18 protein-coding genes, 1 tRNA gene and 1 pseudogene are annotated in these 20,649 nt (G+C 39.3%); 1 reads left to right on the top strand and 19 read right to left on the bottom strand.

Translation table 11 applies throughout. The features are described 5' to 3' along the window. Window positions 1-162: 162 nt before the first annotated feature. From NE668_RS05330 to NE668_RS05410, 17 genes and pseudogenes are all read right to left on the bottom strand, one after another. Window positions 163-1,104 carry a DMT family transporter gene (locus tag NE668_RS05330; protein WP_227037567.1) on the bottom strand — a complete coding sequence of 314 codons (942 nt, stop codon included), beginning with the start codon at window positions 1,102-1,104 and terminating at the stop codon, window positions 163-165. Continuing rightward, a complete protein-coding gene (locus tag NE668_RS05335; protein WP_008715178.1) occupies window positions 1,077-2,003 on the bottom strand; it encodes a DMT family transporter in 927 nt (308 codons plus the stop codon). The genes NE668_RS05330 and NE668_RS05335 overlap by 28 nt, the downstream gene beginning before the upstream one ends. A gap of 1 nt (window position 2,004) precedes the next feature. Then, the gene (locus NE668_RS05340; protein WP_008603192.1) at window positions 2,005-2,481 is read right to left on the bottom strand and encodes a NanQ anomerase/TabA/YiaL family protein; all 477 of its coding nucleotides are present in this window, start codon (window positions 2,479-2,481) and stop codon (window positions 2,005-2,007) included. A gap of 282 nt (window positions 2,482-2,763) precedes the next feature. Continuing rightward, window positions 2,764-4,830, bottom strand: a complete 2,067-nt coding sequence (gene fusA, locus NE668_RS05345) for an elongation factor G (protein WP_008603194.1) — start codon at window positions 4,828-4,830, stop codon at window positions 2,764-2,766. Window positions 4,831-5,351: 521 nt separating this feature from the next. Further along, window positions 5,352-6,488 (bottom strand): [FeFe] hydrogenase H-cluster radical SAM maturase HydE, encoded by a 1,137-nt coding sequence (hydE, locus tag NE668_RS05350; RefSeq protein WP_227037565.1) that lies wholly within the window; start codon window positions 6,486-6,488, stop codon window positions 5,352-5,354. Then, complete coding sequence (locus NE668_RS05355) at window positions 6,475-7,221, bottom strand: YaaA family protein (protein ID WP_227037563.1); 747 nt, start codon at window positions 7,219-7,221, stop codon at window positions 6,475-6,477. The genes hydE and NE668_RS05355 overlap by 14 nt, the downstream gene beginning before the upstream one ends. Continuing rightward, the gene (locus NE668_RS05360; RefSeq protein ID WP_004694153.1) at window positions 7,199-7,801 is read right to left on the bottom strand and encodes a hypothetical protein; all 603 of its coding nucleotides are present in this window, start codon (window positions 7,799-7,801) and stop codon (window positions 7,199-7,201) included. The genes NE668_RS05355 and NE668_RS05360 overlap by 23 nt, the downstream gene beginning before the upstream one ends. Before the next feature lie 306 nt (window positions 7,802-8,107). Then, a complete protein-coding gene (locus NE668_RS05365) occupies window positions 8,108-9,367 on the bottom strand; it encodes an Nramp family divalent metal transporter (RefSeq protein ID WP_227037561.1) in 1,260 nt (419 codons plus the stop codon). A 19-nt stretch (window positions 9,368-9,386) separates the two neighbouring features. Continuing rightward, window positions 9,387-10,136, bottom strand: a complete 750-nt coding sequence (locus NE668_RS05370) for a hypothetical protein (RefSeq protein ID WP_227037560.1) — start codon at window positions 10,134-10,136, stop codon at window positions 9,387-9,389. Window positions 10,137-10,346: 210 nt separating this feature from the next. Next, window positions 10,347-10,437, bottom strand: a tRNA-Ser gene (locus NE668_RS05375). A 50-nt stretch (window positions 10,438-10,487) separates the two neighbouring features. Next, complete coding sequence (locus NE668_RS05380; RefSeq protein ID WP_227037557.1) at window positions 10,488-10,922, bottom strand: Dps family protein; 435 nt, start codon at window positions 10,920-10,922, stop codon at window positions 10,488-10,490. Window positions 10,923-11,309: 387 nt separating this feature from the next. Further along, on the bottom strand, window positions 11,310-11,921 hold the full coding sequence (gene epsC, locus NE668_RS05385; RefSeq protein WP_021147613.1) for a serine O-acetyltransferase EpsC: 612 nt from the start codon (window positions 11,919-11,921) through the stop codon (window positions 11,310-11,312). 158 nt (window positions 11,922-12,079) lie between these two features. Next, window positions 12,080-12,994 carry a cysteine synthase A gene (gene cysK / locus NE668_RS05390; protein ID WP_021147612.1) on the bottom strand — a complete coding sequence of 305 codons (915 nt, stop codon included), beginning with the start codon at window positions 12,992-12,994 and terminating at the stop codon, window positions 12,080-12,082. A gap of 214 nt (window positions 12,995-13,208) precedes the next feature. After that, a complete protein-coding gene (locus NE668_RS05395; RefSeq protein WP_012863739.1) occupies window positions 13,209-14,069 on the bottom strand; it encodes a hypothetical protein in 861 nt (286 codons plus the stop codon). Between the two features lies 1 nt (window position 14,070). Next, a complete protein-coding gene (gene queF, locus NE668_RS05400) occupies window positions 14,071-14,568 on the bottom strand; it encodes a preQ(1) synthase (RefSeq protein WP_004697960.1) in 498 nt (165 codons plus the stop codon). 303 nt (window positions 14,569-14,871) lie between these two features. Further along, on the bottom strand, window positions 14,872-15,213 hold the full coding sequence (locus tag NE668_RS05405) for a hypothetical protein (protein ID WP_012863738.1): 342 nt from the start codon (window positions 15,211-15,213) through the stop codon (window positions 14,872-14,874). A 444-nt stretch (window positions 15,214-15,657) separates the two neighbouring features. Next, a pseudogene (locus NE668_RS05410) lies at window positions 15,658-15,885 on the bottom strand (helix-turn-helix domain-containing protein); the annotation flags it as partial. Window positions 15,886-16,018: 133 nt separating this feature from the next. Between NE668_RS05410 and NE668_RS05415 the strand changes: the two are divergent. Then, entirely contained in the window at window positions 16,019-16,750 is a 732-nt protein-coding gene (locus tag NE668_RS05415; RefSeq protein ID WP_227037555.1) for a stalk domain-containing protein, read from the top strand. A gap of 172 nt (window positions 16,751-16,922) precedes the next feature. Here the strand turns inward: NE668_RS05415 and NE668_RS05420 are convergent, their stop codons facing one another. Together NE668_RS05420 and NE668_RS05425 are read right to left on the bottom strand one after the other, a co-directional pair. Then, complete coding sequence (locus NE668_RS05420; RefSeq protein WP_227037553.1) at window positions 16,923-18,548, bottom strand: AsmA family protein; 1,626 nt, start codon at window positions 18,546-18,548, stop codon at window positions 16,923-16,925. A 222-nt stretch (window positions 18,549-18,770) separates the two neighbouring features. Beyond that, window positions 18,771-20,603: a carbon starvation CstA family protein gene (locus NE668_RS05425; protein WP_227037551.1), complete on the bottom strand. Its 1,833-nt coding sequence runs from the start codon at window positions 20,601-20,603 to the stop codon at window positions 18,771-18,773. Window positions 20,604-20,649 lie beyond the last annotated feature (46 nt).

Here is a 20,649-nt window from a genome sequence, read left to right on the forward strand (position 1 = left end):
TCCGTAACAAACTAATAATCACGTATATATTTACTATATGAATAGATAGGTAAATAGTCAACTAAATGGCGCATGTATACAGTATCTAAAATATACTGTATGTTATAACAAAAAACACATATACCACGAAATGATTTCTGTGATATATGTGTGCTTATCAATTTATTCTAATATTGTTTTATTCAGTTTTGTCAGTACCTCTCGTTTAATAGTTCGTTGTCTATCCCAAGCGATGATGAATACGGTGGCAAGGATACATATCATACCGAAAATACCGATAACGGTAAACTCATTCCCTAGGAGAGCCCAACCGAATAAAGCCGCAGAGATGGGTTCTAGTGATGAAAGAATGGATCCTTGTACGGCCCCAATGAGCCTTACTCCTTCCATGTAGGCATTAAAGGATACTACGGTGCCCAAAATTATGATAGCAAAGAGCCCCAATAAGGTCATACTGTCTACAACGGCTTCTGAATCAAATTGTTGGAACATGATAACAGATAAGATGCCACAGATAAACATAGCAAAGCCTACAATAGCGGTGGTGCCATATGTTTTTAATAGCTCAATAGGTTGTAATGTATATACACAAATGCTAGCTGCCGATACAAGGCCCCAAAATAAAGCTTTTTCATTAAAGGATGAAATATCCAGCCCTTTTTGCATGACAATACAGATTGTGCCCACCAAAGCAAGTAGTATACAAAATAACTCTGGCGTAGATGGCTTTTTAAAATACCGTAAAAACAAATAAATAATAATCATCGTAGGCGCTACGTATTGAAGCACTGTAGCAACTCCTACCCCTGAAATGGCGATGGCTCTAAAGTATGTATATTGAGCCAAAGCGATTCCTAGTACGCCAAATATTAATAACTTGCCTATATCTTTAGGTGCTTTAAAAATAGAGAAAATACGTTTTCCCTCTCGCAGATAAGCAAGGCCAATGGTTAATATCCCTGCTACAAGCAAACGCACCTCTAGTAACCACTCTACATTAATATGCTTTGCACTTTCAAGAAATTGTACAGATGTGCCTGAAAGTCCCCAAAACAAGGCCCCCATAATGGCTAGGCTCATGCCCTTCCATTGCTTTTCTTCCATGTGCCCCTCCCGCTCTCTAATGCAATGATAACAACGGTAGCAATAATCATAGCCATACCAATTAGCCCTAATAGACTAAATTCATTTCCTAAAAAAGCCCACCCAAAGAAAGCCGCCGAAATAGGTTCAATAGATGACAAAATAGATCCTGGTACGGCCCCAATTCGTTTAACCCCTTCTAAATAGGCATTGAAAGATACTATCGTCCCGAGGAATATGACATTGAAACAACCAATAATAGTCCATGCGTCCCACACTGCATATGAATTCGGTTGATGGAATAATATAGCGGCTACAATACCACTAATGAACATCCCGAATCCCACAATAGGCAACGTGCCATATTTGTAGAGTAAATCAACAGGAGAAATACTATATACGGCTACACCGACAGCAGATAAAAGCCCCCATACGAGAACCGCCATCGGGAAGCTTTTAATAGAAAGACCATCACCATTCCCCATCAAACAAATGGTCCCCACTAAGGCAAGTATAACAGAAACCGTCTCCCCCTTGGATGGTCGTTTACCATAGCGAACCAGCAGGTAAATAATAATCATAGACGGCGCCAGATATTGTAAAACCGTTGCAATGCCAGCTCCAGCTAAAGCAATGGATCTAAAGTATGTATATTGGCATAATGCCATTCCAAATACGCCAAAAATAATGAGTCCTAGCGTATCCTTTACACTATGAAATACATTAAAGATAGAATTTCCAAATCTAAACCATGCATAAATAACAGTTAGTAAACCTGCTGTAATCAATCGCATAGTTACTAGCCATTCCAAATTCATATCTCTAAAATTGCTTAAGAACTGTACGGATGCACCTGATACACCCCATAAAACAGCGCCTAATAAAGTTATAATAACACCAATAACTTCATATTGTTTCATGCTAGTCACCGAGCAAAGATACGTGAACTTTCACAACCACCTTACGGATTTTGATGGGTTTATCGTTTACAGCAAGCAAGGGCCGATGAACATCAGAGGGGAAGAATACGGTGTAGTACCCTTCTGGGCAATGGATTTGCCCTTCATCAACCGCTTCATTAGGATAGAAATAGCAATCTCGATCTGGATAGGACTCCACAGGTTTAACGAGACCTTTATCTACGAAAAAGCCCATGTTTTCCTCGCCGCTCACCATAAATTGGATATCTACATAATTACGATGCGATTCTGGTTTTGTAGCTTCAAATAGTTTTGTTTCTACATCATCTACGTTAGCATACATCATGTCACCCTCGATGGCATGACGCCCTCCAGGCAACGCTTTCAAATCTGTGTTTTTCAAGAAATCCAAAGCGCGCACGATGGCTTTAGGATAGCCCATTTTTGTATAATCTGCGGTAATATTAGAGAAAAACATACACAATCCTTTCACAATATCTATGGATATGGCACCACAATAAACCAATTATATTACCTTTTATGTTAGCACATATATACATAAAGAACTAGCTATTCTCTTATGTAAAAGCCCTCCATACGCTACATATATGGAGGGCCTCAGTAAAATACTATTCAAATTTATGACTTACGTCAATCATTACACTATGAAATTGTTACAGTATTAAATTGTTACATTATGCAATTGTCTATTCAGTTGTAGTGATTCAAACTGTATTAAATACAGCATGTGGCCATTACCTTATTCTTGGGTTTTATGAGCAGCGATAATTTCTTCCGCTTGCTTATGTGGAACCTCTTCATAGGTATAGAACTGACGGTTAAATACGCCTTGTCCTTGTGTAATGGAGCGCAATGCAGTCACATAATCGGACATTTCAGCCAATGGTACTTGTGCTTTAACAACGGAAATACCGGTTCTTTCACTTTGTTCCATGCCTAATACACGACCTCGACGGCTATTCAAATCACCCATAATGTCGCCCATGAAAGCATCTGGTGCAAACACGTTGACTTCATAGATTGGTTCTAATAGTACTGGTTTCGCCTTAGGAATCACATCCTTGATAGCCTGTGACGTAGCTACTTTAAATGCTAACTCTGAGGAGTCTACGCTGTGGTAAGATCCATCCAAGAGTGTCACTTGCACGCCAATCATAGGATATCCTGCAATTAGGCCTTTATCTAGGGTTTCTTTGGCACCCTTTTCCACTGCTGGTATGTATTGCTTAGGTACAGCACCACCAAAAATTTTGTCTACGAATGCAAATTCGCTACCATCATATAATGGATCCACTTGAATCTTAACGTGACCATATTGACCATGACCGCCACTTTGTTTCTTATACTTAGACTCGGTTTCAGCAGAGCCTTTAATGGTTTCGCGGTATGGAATATATGGAGCCACAAGTTTAGCTTGTACGCCGTATTTACGGTCCATTTTGTTGAGGATATGCTCAAGATGTACTTCGCCCATACAATCGATTTGTAATTGGCGAGCTTCAGCATTTTTCACTACTACGCAAGTAGGATCTTCTTCTGCCACTTTAAGAACAGCACTAGCTAATTTTTCCTCCTCACCTTTTTTCACTGGCTCCATAGCCACTGTATATAGAGGTTGAGGGAAACGAATAGCATCGTATGTTACTTTAAAGTCAGGAGCCGTTAATGTATCGCCGGTCTTAGCATTGGCCAATTTCGGTATCACTACGATATCGCCAGCTTTAGCAGCAGATACAGGGATTTGTTGCTTCCCGATAAGGGTAACCATCTTGCCCCATTTTTCTTCTACACCTTGGTTTACATCATAAAGGCGATCGCCTTCTTTCAGTTCACCAGAGAAGATACGTACAAAGCTTTGTTTGCCTGCGAATGGGTCTAACAATGTTTTAAATACGAATGCAGTTAATGGTTTATCTACATGTACAACACATTGTTCGCCGGTTTCCGCATCAGTTGCGGTCATCACTTTTTTAGTTGCATCCGGCATGTAACGGATCATACGATCCAATACTTGATCTAAGCCAATACGAGATGTGGCACTGCCACACATGATTGGGCACACACGGCCACTAATCATCCCTTCACGCAAGCCTTGGCGGATTTCCTCTAAGGATAATTCTTCGCCTTCTAAATATTTTTCCAACAACTCATCGCTACCTTCAGCCGCGGCTTCTACGGTCATTTCCCGAATTTCTTGAGCCTTTTCGATAAGGTGAGCTGGTACAGCGACCTCTGTTGGTTGGCCGTCCTTATAAGTAAACGCAGTCATTTTCGCTACGTCTACAACGCCTTCAAAATCGGCACCTTCACCGATAGGAATCTGCAATGGCATAATGCCTTTGCCAAATAATTCCCGCATTCTTTCAATAGTGCCAAAGAAGTCAGCACCATCAACATCCATTTTATTGATAAATGCCATGCGAGGCATTTGTAATTCAACTGCATAATCCCATGCGCGAACTGTGTCAGTTTCTACACCAGATGTGGAGGATAGCACCATCAACATACCATCACAAGCACGCAAAGCGGCACGAACTTCGCCATGGAATTCATTATAGCCTGGAGTGTCTATGAAGTTAACCTTATGGTCATGCCACTCACATGGCGCCATGCCCAATTGAATAGTTACATTACGTTTAATTTCTTCCGGTTCAAAGTCCATAATATGTTTATTATCTTGACCTTTACCTACGAAATCAACCGCACCAGAAGTTAACAACAAGGATTCAACAAGAGCTGTTTTACCCGCACCATCGTGGGAAACAACAGCAACGTTTCTAATTTTATCACTACTGTACTCTTTCATTGGAATCGCCTCCTTACTGGCAAATTACGGCTTTTGCTAATACACTTCGACACTACAATAGAAAAATCCTCTTTTTCTGAGAAAAATTTCTCCAAAAAGAGGATTAATATAATTCTTCAATCTATTATTCGACGAATAAAGACTCAAATTTACCAATAAGGACTTAGAAGAGTACCGTACCCGTACAGAGTATAACTAATATTGCAATACTATTCATCTATAGTTTCGACGACTTTCCTTCTATTCCTAAAGAATTTTAGTATTTCTATGTTTATAATGAAGTTAAAGATCTATTAATAAAGCCTTATTCGTAAACCTATATATAGATGGGACTAGTGCCCTTACAAAGTTATAAAAAAGACGGTCTGTACTTGTGTAGCGACATTAGGAACGAGGAGCAAGCAAGTATAGACCGTCTTTTTTAATTAAGTTGTCGTTATGTAATGGGGCCCCATCTATATATAGGCAATACTAAGGACAAAAATATAGTCAACTAAATATTTTAGTTCGAACATAGAATACTAAAATTCTCCCGTCCGTTTGCCGTAGTGTTTAGAGTCCCCATTTTGTTTCCAACCCACTGTATCACCGATGGACATTACGCGGCGTGTCAAGCAGTCTTTACATTGTTCTGCATTGTCGTCTACGCATGGTTTGTTATCGTATAGCAAATATTTTGCACGGTGTTCAGGAATGGTGATGATAGGCATTAGGATATTTGCCCCTGCGGCTAAACCTTTTTCACGGCCTAGTTTATCTAGTGCTTGTAACGCCGTCGTAGCTGCAATGTTTACGTCTTTTAAGAATAAACGAGTCAATGCAATCATCTTGAGGCCCAGTTGAACTCGTCGCAACTTACCCTCTTCATCATCAATGCCCATTGCCAATGCTTCTTGGCCCAGAGGCGTATCATGATGCACTACATAAGGACCCATACCGATCATGTCGATATCCATATCGCGATAGAACAAGATATCGTTCACAAGATCTTCCTCAGTTTGACCAGGTAGGCCAATCATAACACCTGTGCCAACTTGAAAGCCTACGCGGCGTAAACGACGTAAGCATTCTACACGCGTCTCAAAGGAGTGCAATTCATCACGAGGATGAATTTTATGGTATAAATCTGTATTAGTTGTTTCAATGCGTAATAAATATCGGCTAGCACCGGCTTCACGCATGCGGCGGTACGCCTCTTCGCTTTGTTCCCCTACACACATCGTTATGCCAAGAGAACCATCACCGATGGCTTTAATGTCACGAATTAAATCCACAACATAATCTACAAAGGCATCATCACAGCGTTCACCAGATTGGAGTGTAATGGAACCATATTCATGGTCGTATGCCCACTGCGCCATCTTGATGATGTCTTCGCGATTCATATCAAAGCGTTCCGCCTTATCGTTTTCTCGGCGGATACCGCAGTAATTACAATTTTTAATGCATCGGTTCGAGAACTCGATGAGGCCACGATAATATGCTACAGGCTTTACGTATTTTGTCTTTACTTCGTAGGCCTTTTTATATATTAACTGCAACTGTTCTTCATCAGTTACAGACATGAGAAATCTTAGTTCCTCCTCGGTCAGCCATTCATCGCCGACAAGGTCTTTTGCAAGAATGTCTTGCACTTGCAAACAATCACTTCCTTTCATAACGAATCGTCATCGATTCGCTTGGTATGGTAATGGATTTAATGTCAGTGACACAGGTAAATCCATTGATTTCGCGCGGCAAGTCCCGCACATGTTTCACTTGTCGGGTTAAACATTCATGAGCCATCACACCTCGACTTATTTTGGAGGACGTACTCATCTGCTTAAACGTGTCGCCCCGTAATTCCCAAAATTCAATGGTTACCACCTTTGGATGGTTCACCATTTTTGCATATTCTTTAGATGCTAGGTTTAGGATCCAATCTTCCTTGTGAAAGTATGCATCCACCGCTTCACGCCAGGTGTCGTATAGATTAACGCCCACCTTATCGACCATATCGAGTCGATAGTCGCGCACCCCCATATTAGGTTCAACGACACCGTACAATGCAGACAGCACAACGAGATGGCTTTCACCAAAGGTCTTGGCTTCATCAGATAAGTTCGACCAGTCCAAATATTTGAAAGCAATGCCATCGTAACTTTCACAGGCGCGACCTACGGGATGAGCCTCAAAGTCCTGGTAAAAATCAAAGACAGCCTGTGCCTTGTCATCCTTTAGCTTTAGCGCCTTACCAAGCCCAGCAATATCGAGAGATTGTATATGAGTTATAATCTTTTTCGTGATATTCGGCTGAAATTGGCCATCTCGGACTACATGATGTACTGCCTCATCGTTGCTAGCAGCATCGGCAATCGTTTTTGTCTTACTAGGAGAGAGGACGATTTTCATGAGATAATTCCGCCTTAATAGATTCCTCTGTCAAATTATCGATCAATTCAGGGTTCCACAACATGAGAGGCACCGCCACTACGTGGCTTGCTTTCAATTCTTTACATAATTTAATGCATTCTTTAAGATAATTAGAATCTTCATCTACAAGATCGCATACGATAACCACGTGACGCCCTTTAAGGTTTACACCTTCATAATCGATGCTTTCAGCAGATACTGTAAGCATACCTGTTTCCAAGCGGCCTTCACTCATATCGTTCAAACGAGACATCAATACATGCTCAAGCATAGTAGATACAGGTGTCACTACGCGGCCAATGCCGATAAGAGCCTCAGGTTGTGCATGAACGATAACCGTTTTCTTGCGTTTATCCGTTCTGAACTCAATAAGAGCTTTTTCTAAAGCGCCAAAAAATACGAATAACTGCCAAGGATCAAAAGAGCCTGTTTGGAACATATCGATAACAGAACCATCCTCATCCATATTGAGGCGCGTCAATAACTCTTCAGCAATGTCGTTAACCACAACACTAAAATCAGATTGTATTGTCTCTTGTACGTTGATTTCCTTTGCCATTAGGGCCTCCTAGTTTTCCATATATCACACTGCTAAGGAATATCCCCAACAGATATTATATTAATCTTAATTATACTATTTTTAATTGTACCATATTTTATACCCCTCTTGGGTATTCAAAGATACGCTTTTCACATAATAGATACGTTAGCAACATGACAAAAGGACCGCCATAGCGGTCCTTTGCATTTTAATTTTGTATTCTAATGTTGTACTCTAATATTATACTCTAATATTGTACTCTAATGCTGTATTCTAATTATGATTTTATAATAAACCTTTTGGTAACTAACAAAGAATGTTCTATTAGCCTACAATCAATAAGTAGATATTCATGATCGTAACGATGATACCTATGCTCCATAAGAGAATATTTGTAAATTTACGGTTCGCGTATTCTCCCATGACCTTGCGGCTACTTGTCATGTAAAGTTGCAAGAAGATGGTGATTGGTAATTGCAAGCTCAAGAACATTTGAGAGAACAATAATGCTTGGAAGGAATCTGTAATAAACACGATCAACAATAATGCTGGAACATATGTTAGTGCCAAGCCTAATCGCGTATGGAAGTCTTTCATATCGTAAGACTCGCCAAACATTCCTGCAAAGATACTTGCCCCCGCCATACCTGCTGTAGCGGATGAGGCAAAACCTGCAAATAACAATGCTATTGCAAAAATAATACCCGCTGCGGGTCCAATGAGTGGTCGCAACAACTCTTCAGCCTGTTCAAGCTCTGTTACTTCAATACCATGAGCAAAGAAGACAGCCGCCGCCAATATAATCATGGCAGAGTTAATCATCCACCCAATCCCCATAGATAACAAAGTATCGAGGAATTCATAGCGCAACTGCCGTTTCATAATCGCTGGGTCTTGTGTATTAAACTGGCGACTTTGGATGATTTCAGAGTGTAAAAACAAGTTATGAGGCATAATTACGGCCCCTAATATACTCAAAATAACGAGCATCGATGTATTAGGAATATTAGGATCCACCCAACCGATACCAGCCGCTGGCCAATCTACGTTGACCATATTTACCTCAACGAGGTACGCCAATGCGATGAGGGATACAAAGCCAGCAATGATTCGCTCTAATTTACGATAGGAGTTCGTAATGAGCATAACCGTACAGATAAGAGCCGTCAAAATGCTGCCTATCAAGATAGGAATACCAAAGAGCATCTTCAAGGCGATAGCGGCGCCAATAAACTCCGCCAAGGCCGTCGCTGCCGCCGCAATTCCTGCCGTACTAAGCACAAAGCGAGATGCATAACGCGGTAAGAATTCATAAGCACATTCCGACAAGCATTGACCGCGTACAATGCCTAAATGCGCCACATTATGCTGTAATAAAATGAGCATAATCGTAGATAGTGTGACTACCCACAATAATTCGTAACCATAACTAGCACCAGCTGCCAAGTTAGCAGCCCAGTTGCCCGGATCGATAAATCCAACGGTTACGATTATACCAGGTCCTATATATTTAAAGACCTCACTTACCTGCTGCTTACCGTTTTGATGGACAGTAAACAACTGTTTCTTTAAAAAATCAATCATTATAACCCCTTACTAAGAGTTATAGAGTGAAGGTCATCTCCGTCTGCATACGAGCATCTGTTTTAGACTTTTTATCCTTGGAATCAGCGTAACGAATACGCACTTCATTATTTACCTTAACGCGAGAATCATCAATTTTGAATTTCTTCATTTTCTCTTTGATTTGTTCATCTGTTAAAGCCCGTTCTTCCGGTTTTGCTACTTCATCGCCAGCCTTATCAAGGGCTTCTTGTTGATCCTTGGATATTTGATAGGTCTTACCAGATTTTTTAGCCCTTTCAGCACGCTTTTCATCTATTTTTTGACGGCGCTCGTCAGTAACTTTTTTATCGCGAGCAATACGGTAATCCATTACATCACGCATATTTTCTTGGTAAATACGCAATGCATATTCCCGATCATTGTCGTTCATTTGCTCACGTTTTGTGACTACCTCATCGATAAGCGGCATAAGCTCATCCTTTGTGTAGCTAGCACCATCAAAAGTAAATCCATGGGTATCTGTAATGGCACCATGTTTAATGAGCCTTTGTAACGCTGTATATGTCCAATCATTAGGCGTAATAACATCTGAGTTCACATGCTGTTGCCCTTTACTAGAACTACTAACAGTCTCTACATCAGCACTTACGCCATCCACCATAGGACGTGCACTTGGAATGGCAATACTTTCAGCATGACTAAAGCCAACAGACGCAACGAGGCATAATGTGCCAATGCCTAAGGCTCGACGGATACGATTCATTTGACGTGTATGTTTTGTATTCATAAGAGTCTCCTTAAAATTACATTTTATACAATCCATTATATGAAACCCCTAGACATACGTCAACTCTATAACCTTACACACCTGTGTCATTCAATACTAATAAGGCCTTGGACTCACTCGAATCCTCACAAATTAGGCCTATATAAATAATATAATAAATCACTATATTATACAAAAAGACCCCACATCGGGTGATGTGGGGTCTTTACATGGCGGAGGATTAGGGATTCGAACCCTAGCGACGGTAACCCGCCCTAACGATTTAGCAAACCGTCCTCTTCAGCCTCTTGAGTAATCCTCCATGCTTTACTGGGTAATCATATCATACCCAATAAGGCATTGTCAATCGTCTTATTTCAGCATAGATTCGATGAACCAGATTTGTTTTACATAGTATGCAACGTGATCTTCCATCATGCTCACGAGCAAGAAATCATCTTCTTCATCAGCGGCTGCACGAATCGCTACAGCTTGATCTTTCATGTATTTGAAATCTTTAAGAAGAATATCAATTACCTTTGCTTGAGGGATGTCTTCTTGTCCCAATTCTTCGATTTTAGTCAATTTTGCGTATTCCGCAGAATTTACCAATGGAAATTGACCTTGCATTTTCACATGTTCTGCTACGGCATCAAAGTATTCAAATGCTTCATCATAAATGGATTCCAAGTATTCATGGATGGATTTGAATTGCGGACCAGTTACATTGAAGTGTAGGTTATGTAATTTTACATTCCATACAGAAAGATCTGCTAAATATTGATTTACTTGTTGTACGTTTTTCATAATAAAACTCCTTTTTTCACTTAATTCTCAATTATAATTTGTTCTAAAACCAGAACAAGTACAGTTGGCTTCTACGCCATCAATTCGTTTATTTAATTTATAATCAATATTGATTATGATTACATTTTACCAATAATGATTTTCCATGTCAATACATGAACAGATATTTTTGTATAAAAGTTTAATGAAAACATTATAACCATACTAAATCAAACATATCCCCAATCCAATACAATCCAATACAATACATACCAAATCTAAATCCAATAATTCACGGAATCATGTTTCTTCGAATCATAAAAAACCTCTAACTACTAGTTAATCCAATAGTTAGAGGTTTGTATGATTCTATATTAAATATGATTTTATATTAAATACGTTTCTATATTAAATATAGTATTCTATGTAATTATCAGGGATTTTCTTCTCCTCTGCTTGTGCAGCAGTTGCATTGCGACTAGGTTTACGAACATACATATTTTCTGGATCTGTTTCAAAAATTACCATATCCTTAGGAATATCATGTTTGATAACGAGATTACAGCCAATCTTCGTGCGCGCCCCAATCGTAATGTCCCCTAAAATTTTTGTACCCGTACCGATGAGTACATCATTTTCAATCGTCGGATGTCGCTTTACCTTTTTAGAAGACATCCCACCTAGTGTTACTTGATGGAACAAGGTTACATTATCGCCTACAATAGCCGTTTCGCCAATAACAACCCCCATACCGTGATCGATAAAGAGGCCGCGACCAATCGTCGCACCTGGATGGATTTCAATACCCGTTACATGACGAGAATGGAGAGCCACACGACGAGCCAAGATTGGCCACCCCGCCTTATATAAACGGTGGGCAAAGAAATGCCAGAACAAAGCCGTAATATGTGGATATGTCCATATAACCATCCATACACTTGTGGCAGCTGGGTCAGAATCCATTACACGCTTAATATTATATTGAATTTTGCCCCATAAATCGCGCAAACCTTGCATCATAGTGACTCCATCTCAAATAACTCTACTTACATTCTACAGAAATATAGATATATCTAGTATACAACATATTTGGTCTATATTCCTATATATAAGGCTTTATATATAGAACCTATTCTTTTACCAATCCAAAATTCAGTATTTTTATTATCTGAAATCTATTATTTAACATATTCGTTGTTGCCAAAGTCCAATAGGGATAAATATTTCTCTACTCCATCAGGTGCAATAACAACGATATTCGCCTTAGGTAATTCACGAGCCATGCGTTTTGCCGCTACAATGGCCGCCCCCGCGGAAAGACCAATAGAGATACCACTTTCACGCATAAAGGTTTGCACCTCGCTAAAAGCTTCTTCATCACTTACAGTTTGCACGCCGTCCATCAAGCTTTGGTCAAAGTTTTCAGGAATGAAACCAGCCCCAATACCTTGTATTTTGTGAGGGCCGCCCTTACCTTCGGTAATAGCAGGAGATCCCGCTGGCTCTACAGCAATGGCTTTTAGATTAGGATTATGTTCTTTCAATCGTCTTGTAACGCCTGTGAAAGTACCACCTGTACCAATACCCGCTATAAATACATCGACATTTGGCACTTGTTCTACAATTTCATTACCCGTCGTGCGGTAATGCATATCTGGATTTGCAGGATTTACGAATTGGCCCAAGGTGAAAGCATTTGGATACTTCGCTAAAATTTCATTTGCCCGCTCAAGAGCCCCCTTCATACCTGTTTCTTTTGGAGTTAAGATGAGCTGCGCCCCATACGCCTTAATAAGCTCACGGCGTTCTTTACTCATACTTTCAGGCATGATAATCACTGTTTTAATATGTAGAATAGCACCTACCATAGCAAGAGCGATCCCCGTATTACCACTTGTGGCTTCTACGATGATACTATTCTCATGGATACGACCTTGCTCTTTTGCAGCCTGTAACATACCGAGTACGGCACGGTCTTTTACAGAACCGCCTACATTATATTTTTCAAGTTTTACATAAATATTGGTATTTGGCAATTGATATATCGGTGTTTTACCAATAAGTTCAGTTGTTTGGTTTGTTACTATACTCATCTAATTCTCCCTCTAGCGATAGATGATAAAAATCGCCCTTAGGAACATCCCAAGGACGATATTATATTTCACCTTGTTATTCACCATACACGGGGTATAACCGTTTATGTATTCCAATTAATACAACCATACTCTAACATTTGAATCATTTCATTGTCAAGAGAATGAGAACGACTTTTAAAACCCTAAAAATACAGGAAATAACTAGCTTTATCTATTTTTTTGTAAGTGCGTCAAGTACCCCCTCCCATGTAATGGGTACCATTATAATGATGAAGGCCAATCCAATAAAGGAAATTGCCCCTACCAAAACTGTAAGACGAGGGATAAGAGATATAGCCATGCTACTAACTAAGCGCGATACTTTAGTTACATCATGATGTAATGCTACATGGCCCCATAAGAAACCAGCAACTGCATAGGTGATAATGTATGGGTCGAAAATGATTAGGGTAGTCATTTCATTATCAACATGCATAATTCGGTTAATACTCGGAGACACTAGCACATTTACAAGTATGGCTAGGATTTTAAACCACACTAGGCACACGATATAAGACCACATTGTTTTTATCGTCATTCTCAGCATATAGAACAAGCCCACCAAGCTCGCTCCAAGAGAGCCTCTTTGACTCTCCATGTACTGCTCCATCCACGAAGGCTTTTGTTTACCTGCATCTACTTGGTCATAATAAAAGGATAAATCCCGTTCTCCATGGGCTAAATCAACTAGCCCTAATACTTGAAACAACACAAGCGAAAAGACTAGAATAACGCCTATTTGAAAGCTTTCACTAAAAAACATGTCCATCAGATTGAGATCAAGATAACCAATGTTAAAGAGATTACCATACACATCGTGAAACGCAATATATATACCGTTTGTTACGAGCACATCTAGCACAAATAGGAGCAACACAAACATGATATATCCGTTCCAGCGAGTCCATTTACTTTGTTCTCTTAAATAAGTGTGAGTCCCTACGATTATCGATGCAGGTTGTAAAGACAAGGTTACACCAATCATAAAACAAGTAATAAAGGATGTGACCATTGTTAAATATTCGTATGCCATATTAACGATATGCTACGCGCTCTGGCTGCATGTCGTGAAAATGAAGGCGCTCTTTTGCAGTCTTTTCCCACTCTGTACCAGGCTTGCCGTAATTTGCGTATGGATCGATGGACAAACCGCCGCGCGGCGTAAACTTGCCCCACACCTCGATATATTTAGGATCCATCAACTTCACAAGATCTTTCATGATGATGTTGATGCAATCCTCGTGAAAGTCCCCGTGATTGCGGAAACTAAACAGATATAACTTCAAAGACTTGGACTCTACCATTTTCTTATCTGGCACATAAGAAATATAGATTGTGGCAAAGTCTGGTTGACCAGTCATAGGACACAAGCTTGTAAACTCAGGGCAATTAAACTTAACGAAGTAATCATTGTCAGGATGCTTGTTATCAAACGCCTCTAACACCTGTGGCGCATAATCAGTAGGATAATCGGTCTTGTGACCTAACATCGTTACCCCTTGTAACTCTTTTTCAGATCTGCCGGATGCCATAAGGAACCTCTTTCTATAAAATATAAATTCTGCGAAATCATTCAATATAAATAAATTATATCATACGTAGTGCTAAAAAAGTCCTCCCTCAGGTCTAGTTAAACTGTTAGTAGCAACTAATGCATCTAATAACATGCTCTCAAACATCAAATCCATAAAAACTAAAAGGACACTATGGTTCCAACCCATTCAGTAATACCGCTCACTGAAGATTAGACTATAGCGTCCTTTTTTAGATTCATATACCTTATATTAGCATTATACGTTAATCAATAGATCCTGCTATATGTACGGTCAGAATATCTAATAATAGGTCAAAATATATAAATATATGTATAAAGCTACTAGAAATAACCAAACATATACGCCAGCTTTAAAATTAGACTGATATTTTTCTACTTTATCACTTTCAAACTCATCATTTTTAAGCATAAAGTACATTCCAACCAAAGAAATCCCCATACAAACTATTGTCAGAAAAAATAATATAAATACTGGGACAGATTCATGAAGTAATGCTATTCCTCCCCCAATTGCAAGGCCTAAATATGTAATAATTCTGGCTAAAGTAAGCTTACCTTTATAAGTAATAAGTTTATATATAAGGAATATAACACCTAATATTATAATAAAATCCCGAGACATTACTTATCTACATCCTTCTTTAAATTAAATTTAATTTCATCTTTAGCGTAGTTTCTAGCTTTCGTACCGACTATACCAACTACAAAAGAGCCGGCAGATTTTGCAACGTACTTTCTCAATATAGATTATATAAAAGCTACAAATCAACATTACTAAATATCTTTTCACACCTCAAATGAACGTATAAAAATGACCATAAACAAAATGCTGCTTTTAAAGAATTTGCTTACAGCCCCTTTTTTAATTATACTATCTTTCTAAACGTAGAGTTATAAAAATATCTAAACCGGATTCCACCATTAATAAATCATTTAATCTTGTCTTAAATTGTAATAAGTAATGCGACAAAATTAAATCAATTTTCTAATCTGGTGTTTTAAACTTAAGGCATTTCCTAGGTCAATTATTAATCAGCATTAGTGCTTCTGGAGACTAAGTTTGTTATAATCTGGATTTAATTAAAGCCGCTAATTGAGGTATTAAGTTTATTAGTCTTCCTTTATTAGCAGACTTACTAGTTGCTACCTGTTGTGCTTTAATCGTAGAGTATTCGTCTTTAACGCGATTTAATTCTCTTGCTACAGTAGAATGGTAGACACCAATTAAACTAGCAATTTTATGAACAGAGTACCTTTCTTTTCTTAAAATTTCTATTTGACTTCGTTTTTCTATAGCAAATCGATAAAATCATTCCTTCTTCTTTATTAGTTTTGTAAAATTAAAATTCATAATATAATATTCATATATCCATGTTATATTACCAATTATGATTTATCGTGACGTTTTATACACAATGGAGGTTACCATGAAATTAAAACAACTTATTTTATCCGGTATAGCCTTAGGAGTGCTAGCTTTTACAAGCGGAGTGGTACAGCCTGCACAGGCAGCTGTCGGTATGGATACATCTGCACCGACGCAGAGTTTAAAGAGACCTGCATCTGTGACAACACAGCATTACATCAATGTAGATGGCCTATTATTGGAGCCAATTGATAAAAAGCCAAATGTCATCTATGTTGACGGTCAGCCACTCGTAGCTTTACGTCAAGTATCAGAAGCATTAGGTTACAAAGTATCTTGGGATGCACCTACTAAAACAGCATTAATCGACATGAACATTGCTACATTAGCGGTACAACCGGACTCTAAACAAGTCGTGCGCAAGGGTAAATTGCAAATTATCAACCTCGATACATCCGAATCTTTGCTACCTGCAGCACGTATGGTAGACGGAATTCTGTATGTAAATCCGAACGCATTCAAACTCTTGTTAAATGATGTAACTATCAATAAAGACGAAATATACATCGTTCCACAACAAAGTCAATTGGCCACTGATTCAAACACGCAAAAAGGCAAACGAAACGGTATCGAAACATTTTTGCCGGATCAAGGGGATAAAGTAATTCCATACGAAGAAGAGGAAACCAAAGAAAAGAAACCTCTTATTAAGGTAAAACGAACTAATACAAAAACGAATACCAAAGACACAGAAGATACTGAATACCAACGTTCTAACGGATTAGACAGATAATAAAATCTTTCGTATAGGTAAATACAAGTTAGTACCTTATAACAAAAAGATGGCAACTCATCACGATGATGAATTGCCATCTTTTTGTTATCTTTGATACTTTATTATTTTTGATACGTTATTATTTCTTGTTGCTTTTTACTTCTCAATGTATTTTATTACTAAATGTCTTTCATTGCTTGATGCCTTTTGACAGATTATCTAAACTATCTTTTGCCGAGTCCATACTCTGCTTCAGGTCTTTTATCGATTCTTTCATATCCGGCGGTGTGAGCCCAGACGTATCGATACCCTTAGCTGATTCAGAAGCACTTTTACTATTCTCTTTAGCTTGTTTCATATCGTCTTTAATGCGAGTCATATTTTCATCAATTTCATCAAATGACTCATCATACAGAATAAAATTGCTGCCTCCATGGGACGTAATATTAAGCGGCCCCATCGTGAGCTGTCCATCATCGATACGCAGAGCATCCGTAGTGATAGTAGTGATTTTCGTATTTACTTTCACATCGCTAAAGGATAAATGTCGCCCTTTATTGTGAAAGTTTCCCGTAATGCTTTGAATCGGAATCAGCATATAGTGCCCTTCACCAGACCAGAAGTTTCCCCATACCTCCATGTCTCGAGGTTGGCCTTCACTTTTAAAGTTCAAATTTGCCGATACGGGCACAAGGAACTCAGGCGCTTTAAGGGCCACACTACTATCTAGATCTTTTGCTACACCAGTAATCGTATAGGCTCGAGTGTCCAAATTATATACACCTTTAGCCTCCAATTTACCGCTGTATACATTAGCACTAACGTTTTCAAAATTCAAAATACCATCTTGATACGTCACATCTCCTACTACATTCTCAAAGGTAAGTGCAGGGATGCGCAAAATCGGCATCGTTACCCGACCTTTAGCAAAGGGACGGTTAAAATCACCTGTTACCTTTGTAAGCAAGGTCATGGCATCATGAATATTCTCACCAAAGCCTAGTGATGATGGATCCACCCCTTTCACATCAAATTGTAGATCCAGTTGAGGCATGCGATGCTTTAAAACATCCTTTAAGTCTACACGACCTTTTAATACGAGACCATCCCCTATAGCGGTACCACCGAATTTGCCCGTCTCCATATCGATGCGAATGGCTCTCTTACTATCAAGGTCAATTCTAGCGTTTACATCCTTTATCACATAATGGCGATTTCTGTTAAAGACCTCTAACTGACTGTTTCTAAGCCTAATCTTCAAATCTAAATGTTGGCCCGCCCAATTGAAGTTACGTACTTTCTTACCTAGTTCCTCTTGCCGTTCTTGTGTAGTCTTTCTAGGTACTTTGGGACGGGGCTCTATCTCGTTAATTGGTTTATGTACATCTGGAGATATGGGCGCGAAATCTAACCGATTATTATCGTCTAAATCAACGACTACAATCGCATCATCTAATTCAATGCCCTCGATAGCAGAGGACTTAAAATTACGTGTGACCACATCCCACATATTAACGCGGACCTTCCCGCTCGGTGCATTGAGCAACTCATGCCCTTCTGGGTCTTTCCAAATCAGCCCGGTAAAAGTCAAAGTTCCCCACGGTGTGGCAGATAAACTTTCAACAGTAACCGTACCACGCATCATCGTCTGCCGAGCCATAACCTCATTAAAAATAACGCCCATTCCACGACTAGCAATGGTTGCTAGTACAAAGACTATAATCACTCCAATGGCAAGAAAGGCAGCAATGCCTTTTAGGCCTTTCTTATACAATTGTTTATATTTTGTCCAATAAGAACGTATATAATGTTTCATAGCCCTATTATAACATGTTCAAATAACAATACCCATGCGGTGTTAACTGTATCAATCATATTGACCATAAGAAACTCTTTTCCATACAAAAAGCACCTTGCTCACAGAAAACTCTGCATGCAAGACGCCATTACCTAACTATTTTATAAGAAAACAGCAAATTTATAGATTAAAAGTGCACTCACAAATGTGAGTGCACTTTATATATTGCAATAATCAATCTTATGCTTTTACTTCTTTACCGTATTTTACAAGGCTTTCAGCTTCGATTTCAGCTTGTGTCCGATAATCTTGAGGAATATTAGCTAAGCGAATCCAGCTGCGAATCGCTTCTACCAATACGATAAGAATCATGAGGAACATAGCAGCACTAAATGCTACTAGAATCCATTTGCCAGCAGGAATATAGCTGTAGAATACATTTTCATAGTCTGCAGCGATAGCCACGATAGCCATTAAGATACAAGGGATACCTGTTACCCATGCATAGCGTTTGCGTCCAAGTCTCATGATAACTGTAGTACCTACGGCCAATGTCATGGTACCTAATAATTGGTTCGATACACCGAATAGAGGCCAGATAATACCGATATTACCTTGTAGAACTAGGTAGCCCCACAAGATACAAATTAAAGCGGCACAACCATAAACGCCAGGAGCCCAATGTTGGTCGTTGAATTTAGGGTGGAAATGACCTAATAATTCTTGAAGTAAGTAACGACCTACACGAGTACCAGCATCGATTAATGTCATGATGAACAATGCTTCAAACATGATACAGAAGTGATACCAGTAACCCATCAAGTGATCCATATTAGGCAATCTGGAGAAGATATGAGCCATACCTACTGCAAGGGATACAGCACCACCAGGACGGTGCATCAAGTCTTCACCAACCATTGCAGACAATGCTGGCAATTCATGAACTTGAAGGCCTAAAGCTTTAAAAGACTCAACTGTGGAGTTAATCGCAAAGTAATCATCTGGATGCAATGCAGTAGCAGCAATCAACGCCATCATAGCGATGAAGCCTTCTGTTAACATTGCACCATAACCGATAGGTAAAATTTCTTTTTCATTAGTAAGCATTTTAGGTGTTGTACCTGTAGCAATAACAGTATGGAAGCCAGATAACGCACCACATGCGATAGTAATGAAGATGTAAGGGAATACGGAACCTTTCAATACAGGGCCGCCGCCATAGATATAAGGAGTAATAGCCGGCATCTGAATTTCAGGCATTACGATGATAATACCAAGTGCCAATGCGCCGATTGTACCGATTTTAAGATATGTAGACAAATAGTCACGAGGTGCAAGTAACAACCATACTGGTAATGCAGCTGCAAAGAAACCATACACAGCAAGCATAATTTCAATGGTTTGCAAGTCGTATGTGAACCAAGATGCATACTCGCTAGCCGCTATATTTGGGCCGTAGATGATAGCTGCGAAGATTAAAGCTACACCAATAATAGTCGCCTCTTGGATTTTACCAGGACGCAACCATTTCAAATAAATACCAATAAAAATAGCGATTGGAATGGTAGCAAATACGGAGAAGAATCCCCAAGGAGAGTTATGCAATGCATTAGCTACTACTACAGCCATACCAGCAAGGGTAATGATCAATAGGAATAAGGTAGCGAGCATAGCACCAAAACCAGCAAGTTTACTGATTTCTTCTCGAGCAATATCCGCAATCGATTTACCATCGTAACGAACGGAAGCAAACAAGATAACCATATCATGCACAGCACCGGCTAATACAGAACCAATTAGGATCCATAATGCGCCAGGCAAATAACCAAACTGTGCTGCGATAACAGGACCTACCAGTGGACCTGCACCAGCAATTGCTGCAAAGTGATGACCAAAGGTTACCCATTTGTTGGTTGGCACGTAATCGTGACCATCATTGTGAACCATAGCAGGCGTTGGACGATATTGATCCAATGTCAGTACCTTAGCCGCTATAAAAGCCCCGTAAAAGCGGTACGCTAAAATTAGAATACACGCGGAGGCAATAACTAAGTAAATACCATTCATAACCATATAAACACCTCCAATAATCACGTGACATGGAGTATATGAATATTAC

This window comes from Veillonella parvula (assembly GCF_024461875.1).
Taxonomy (GTDB): domain Bacteria; phylum Bacillota; class Negativicutes; order Veillonellales; family Veillonellaceae; genus Veillonella; species Veillonella parvula_I.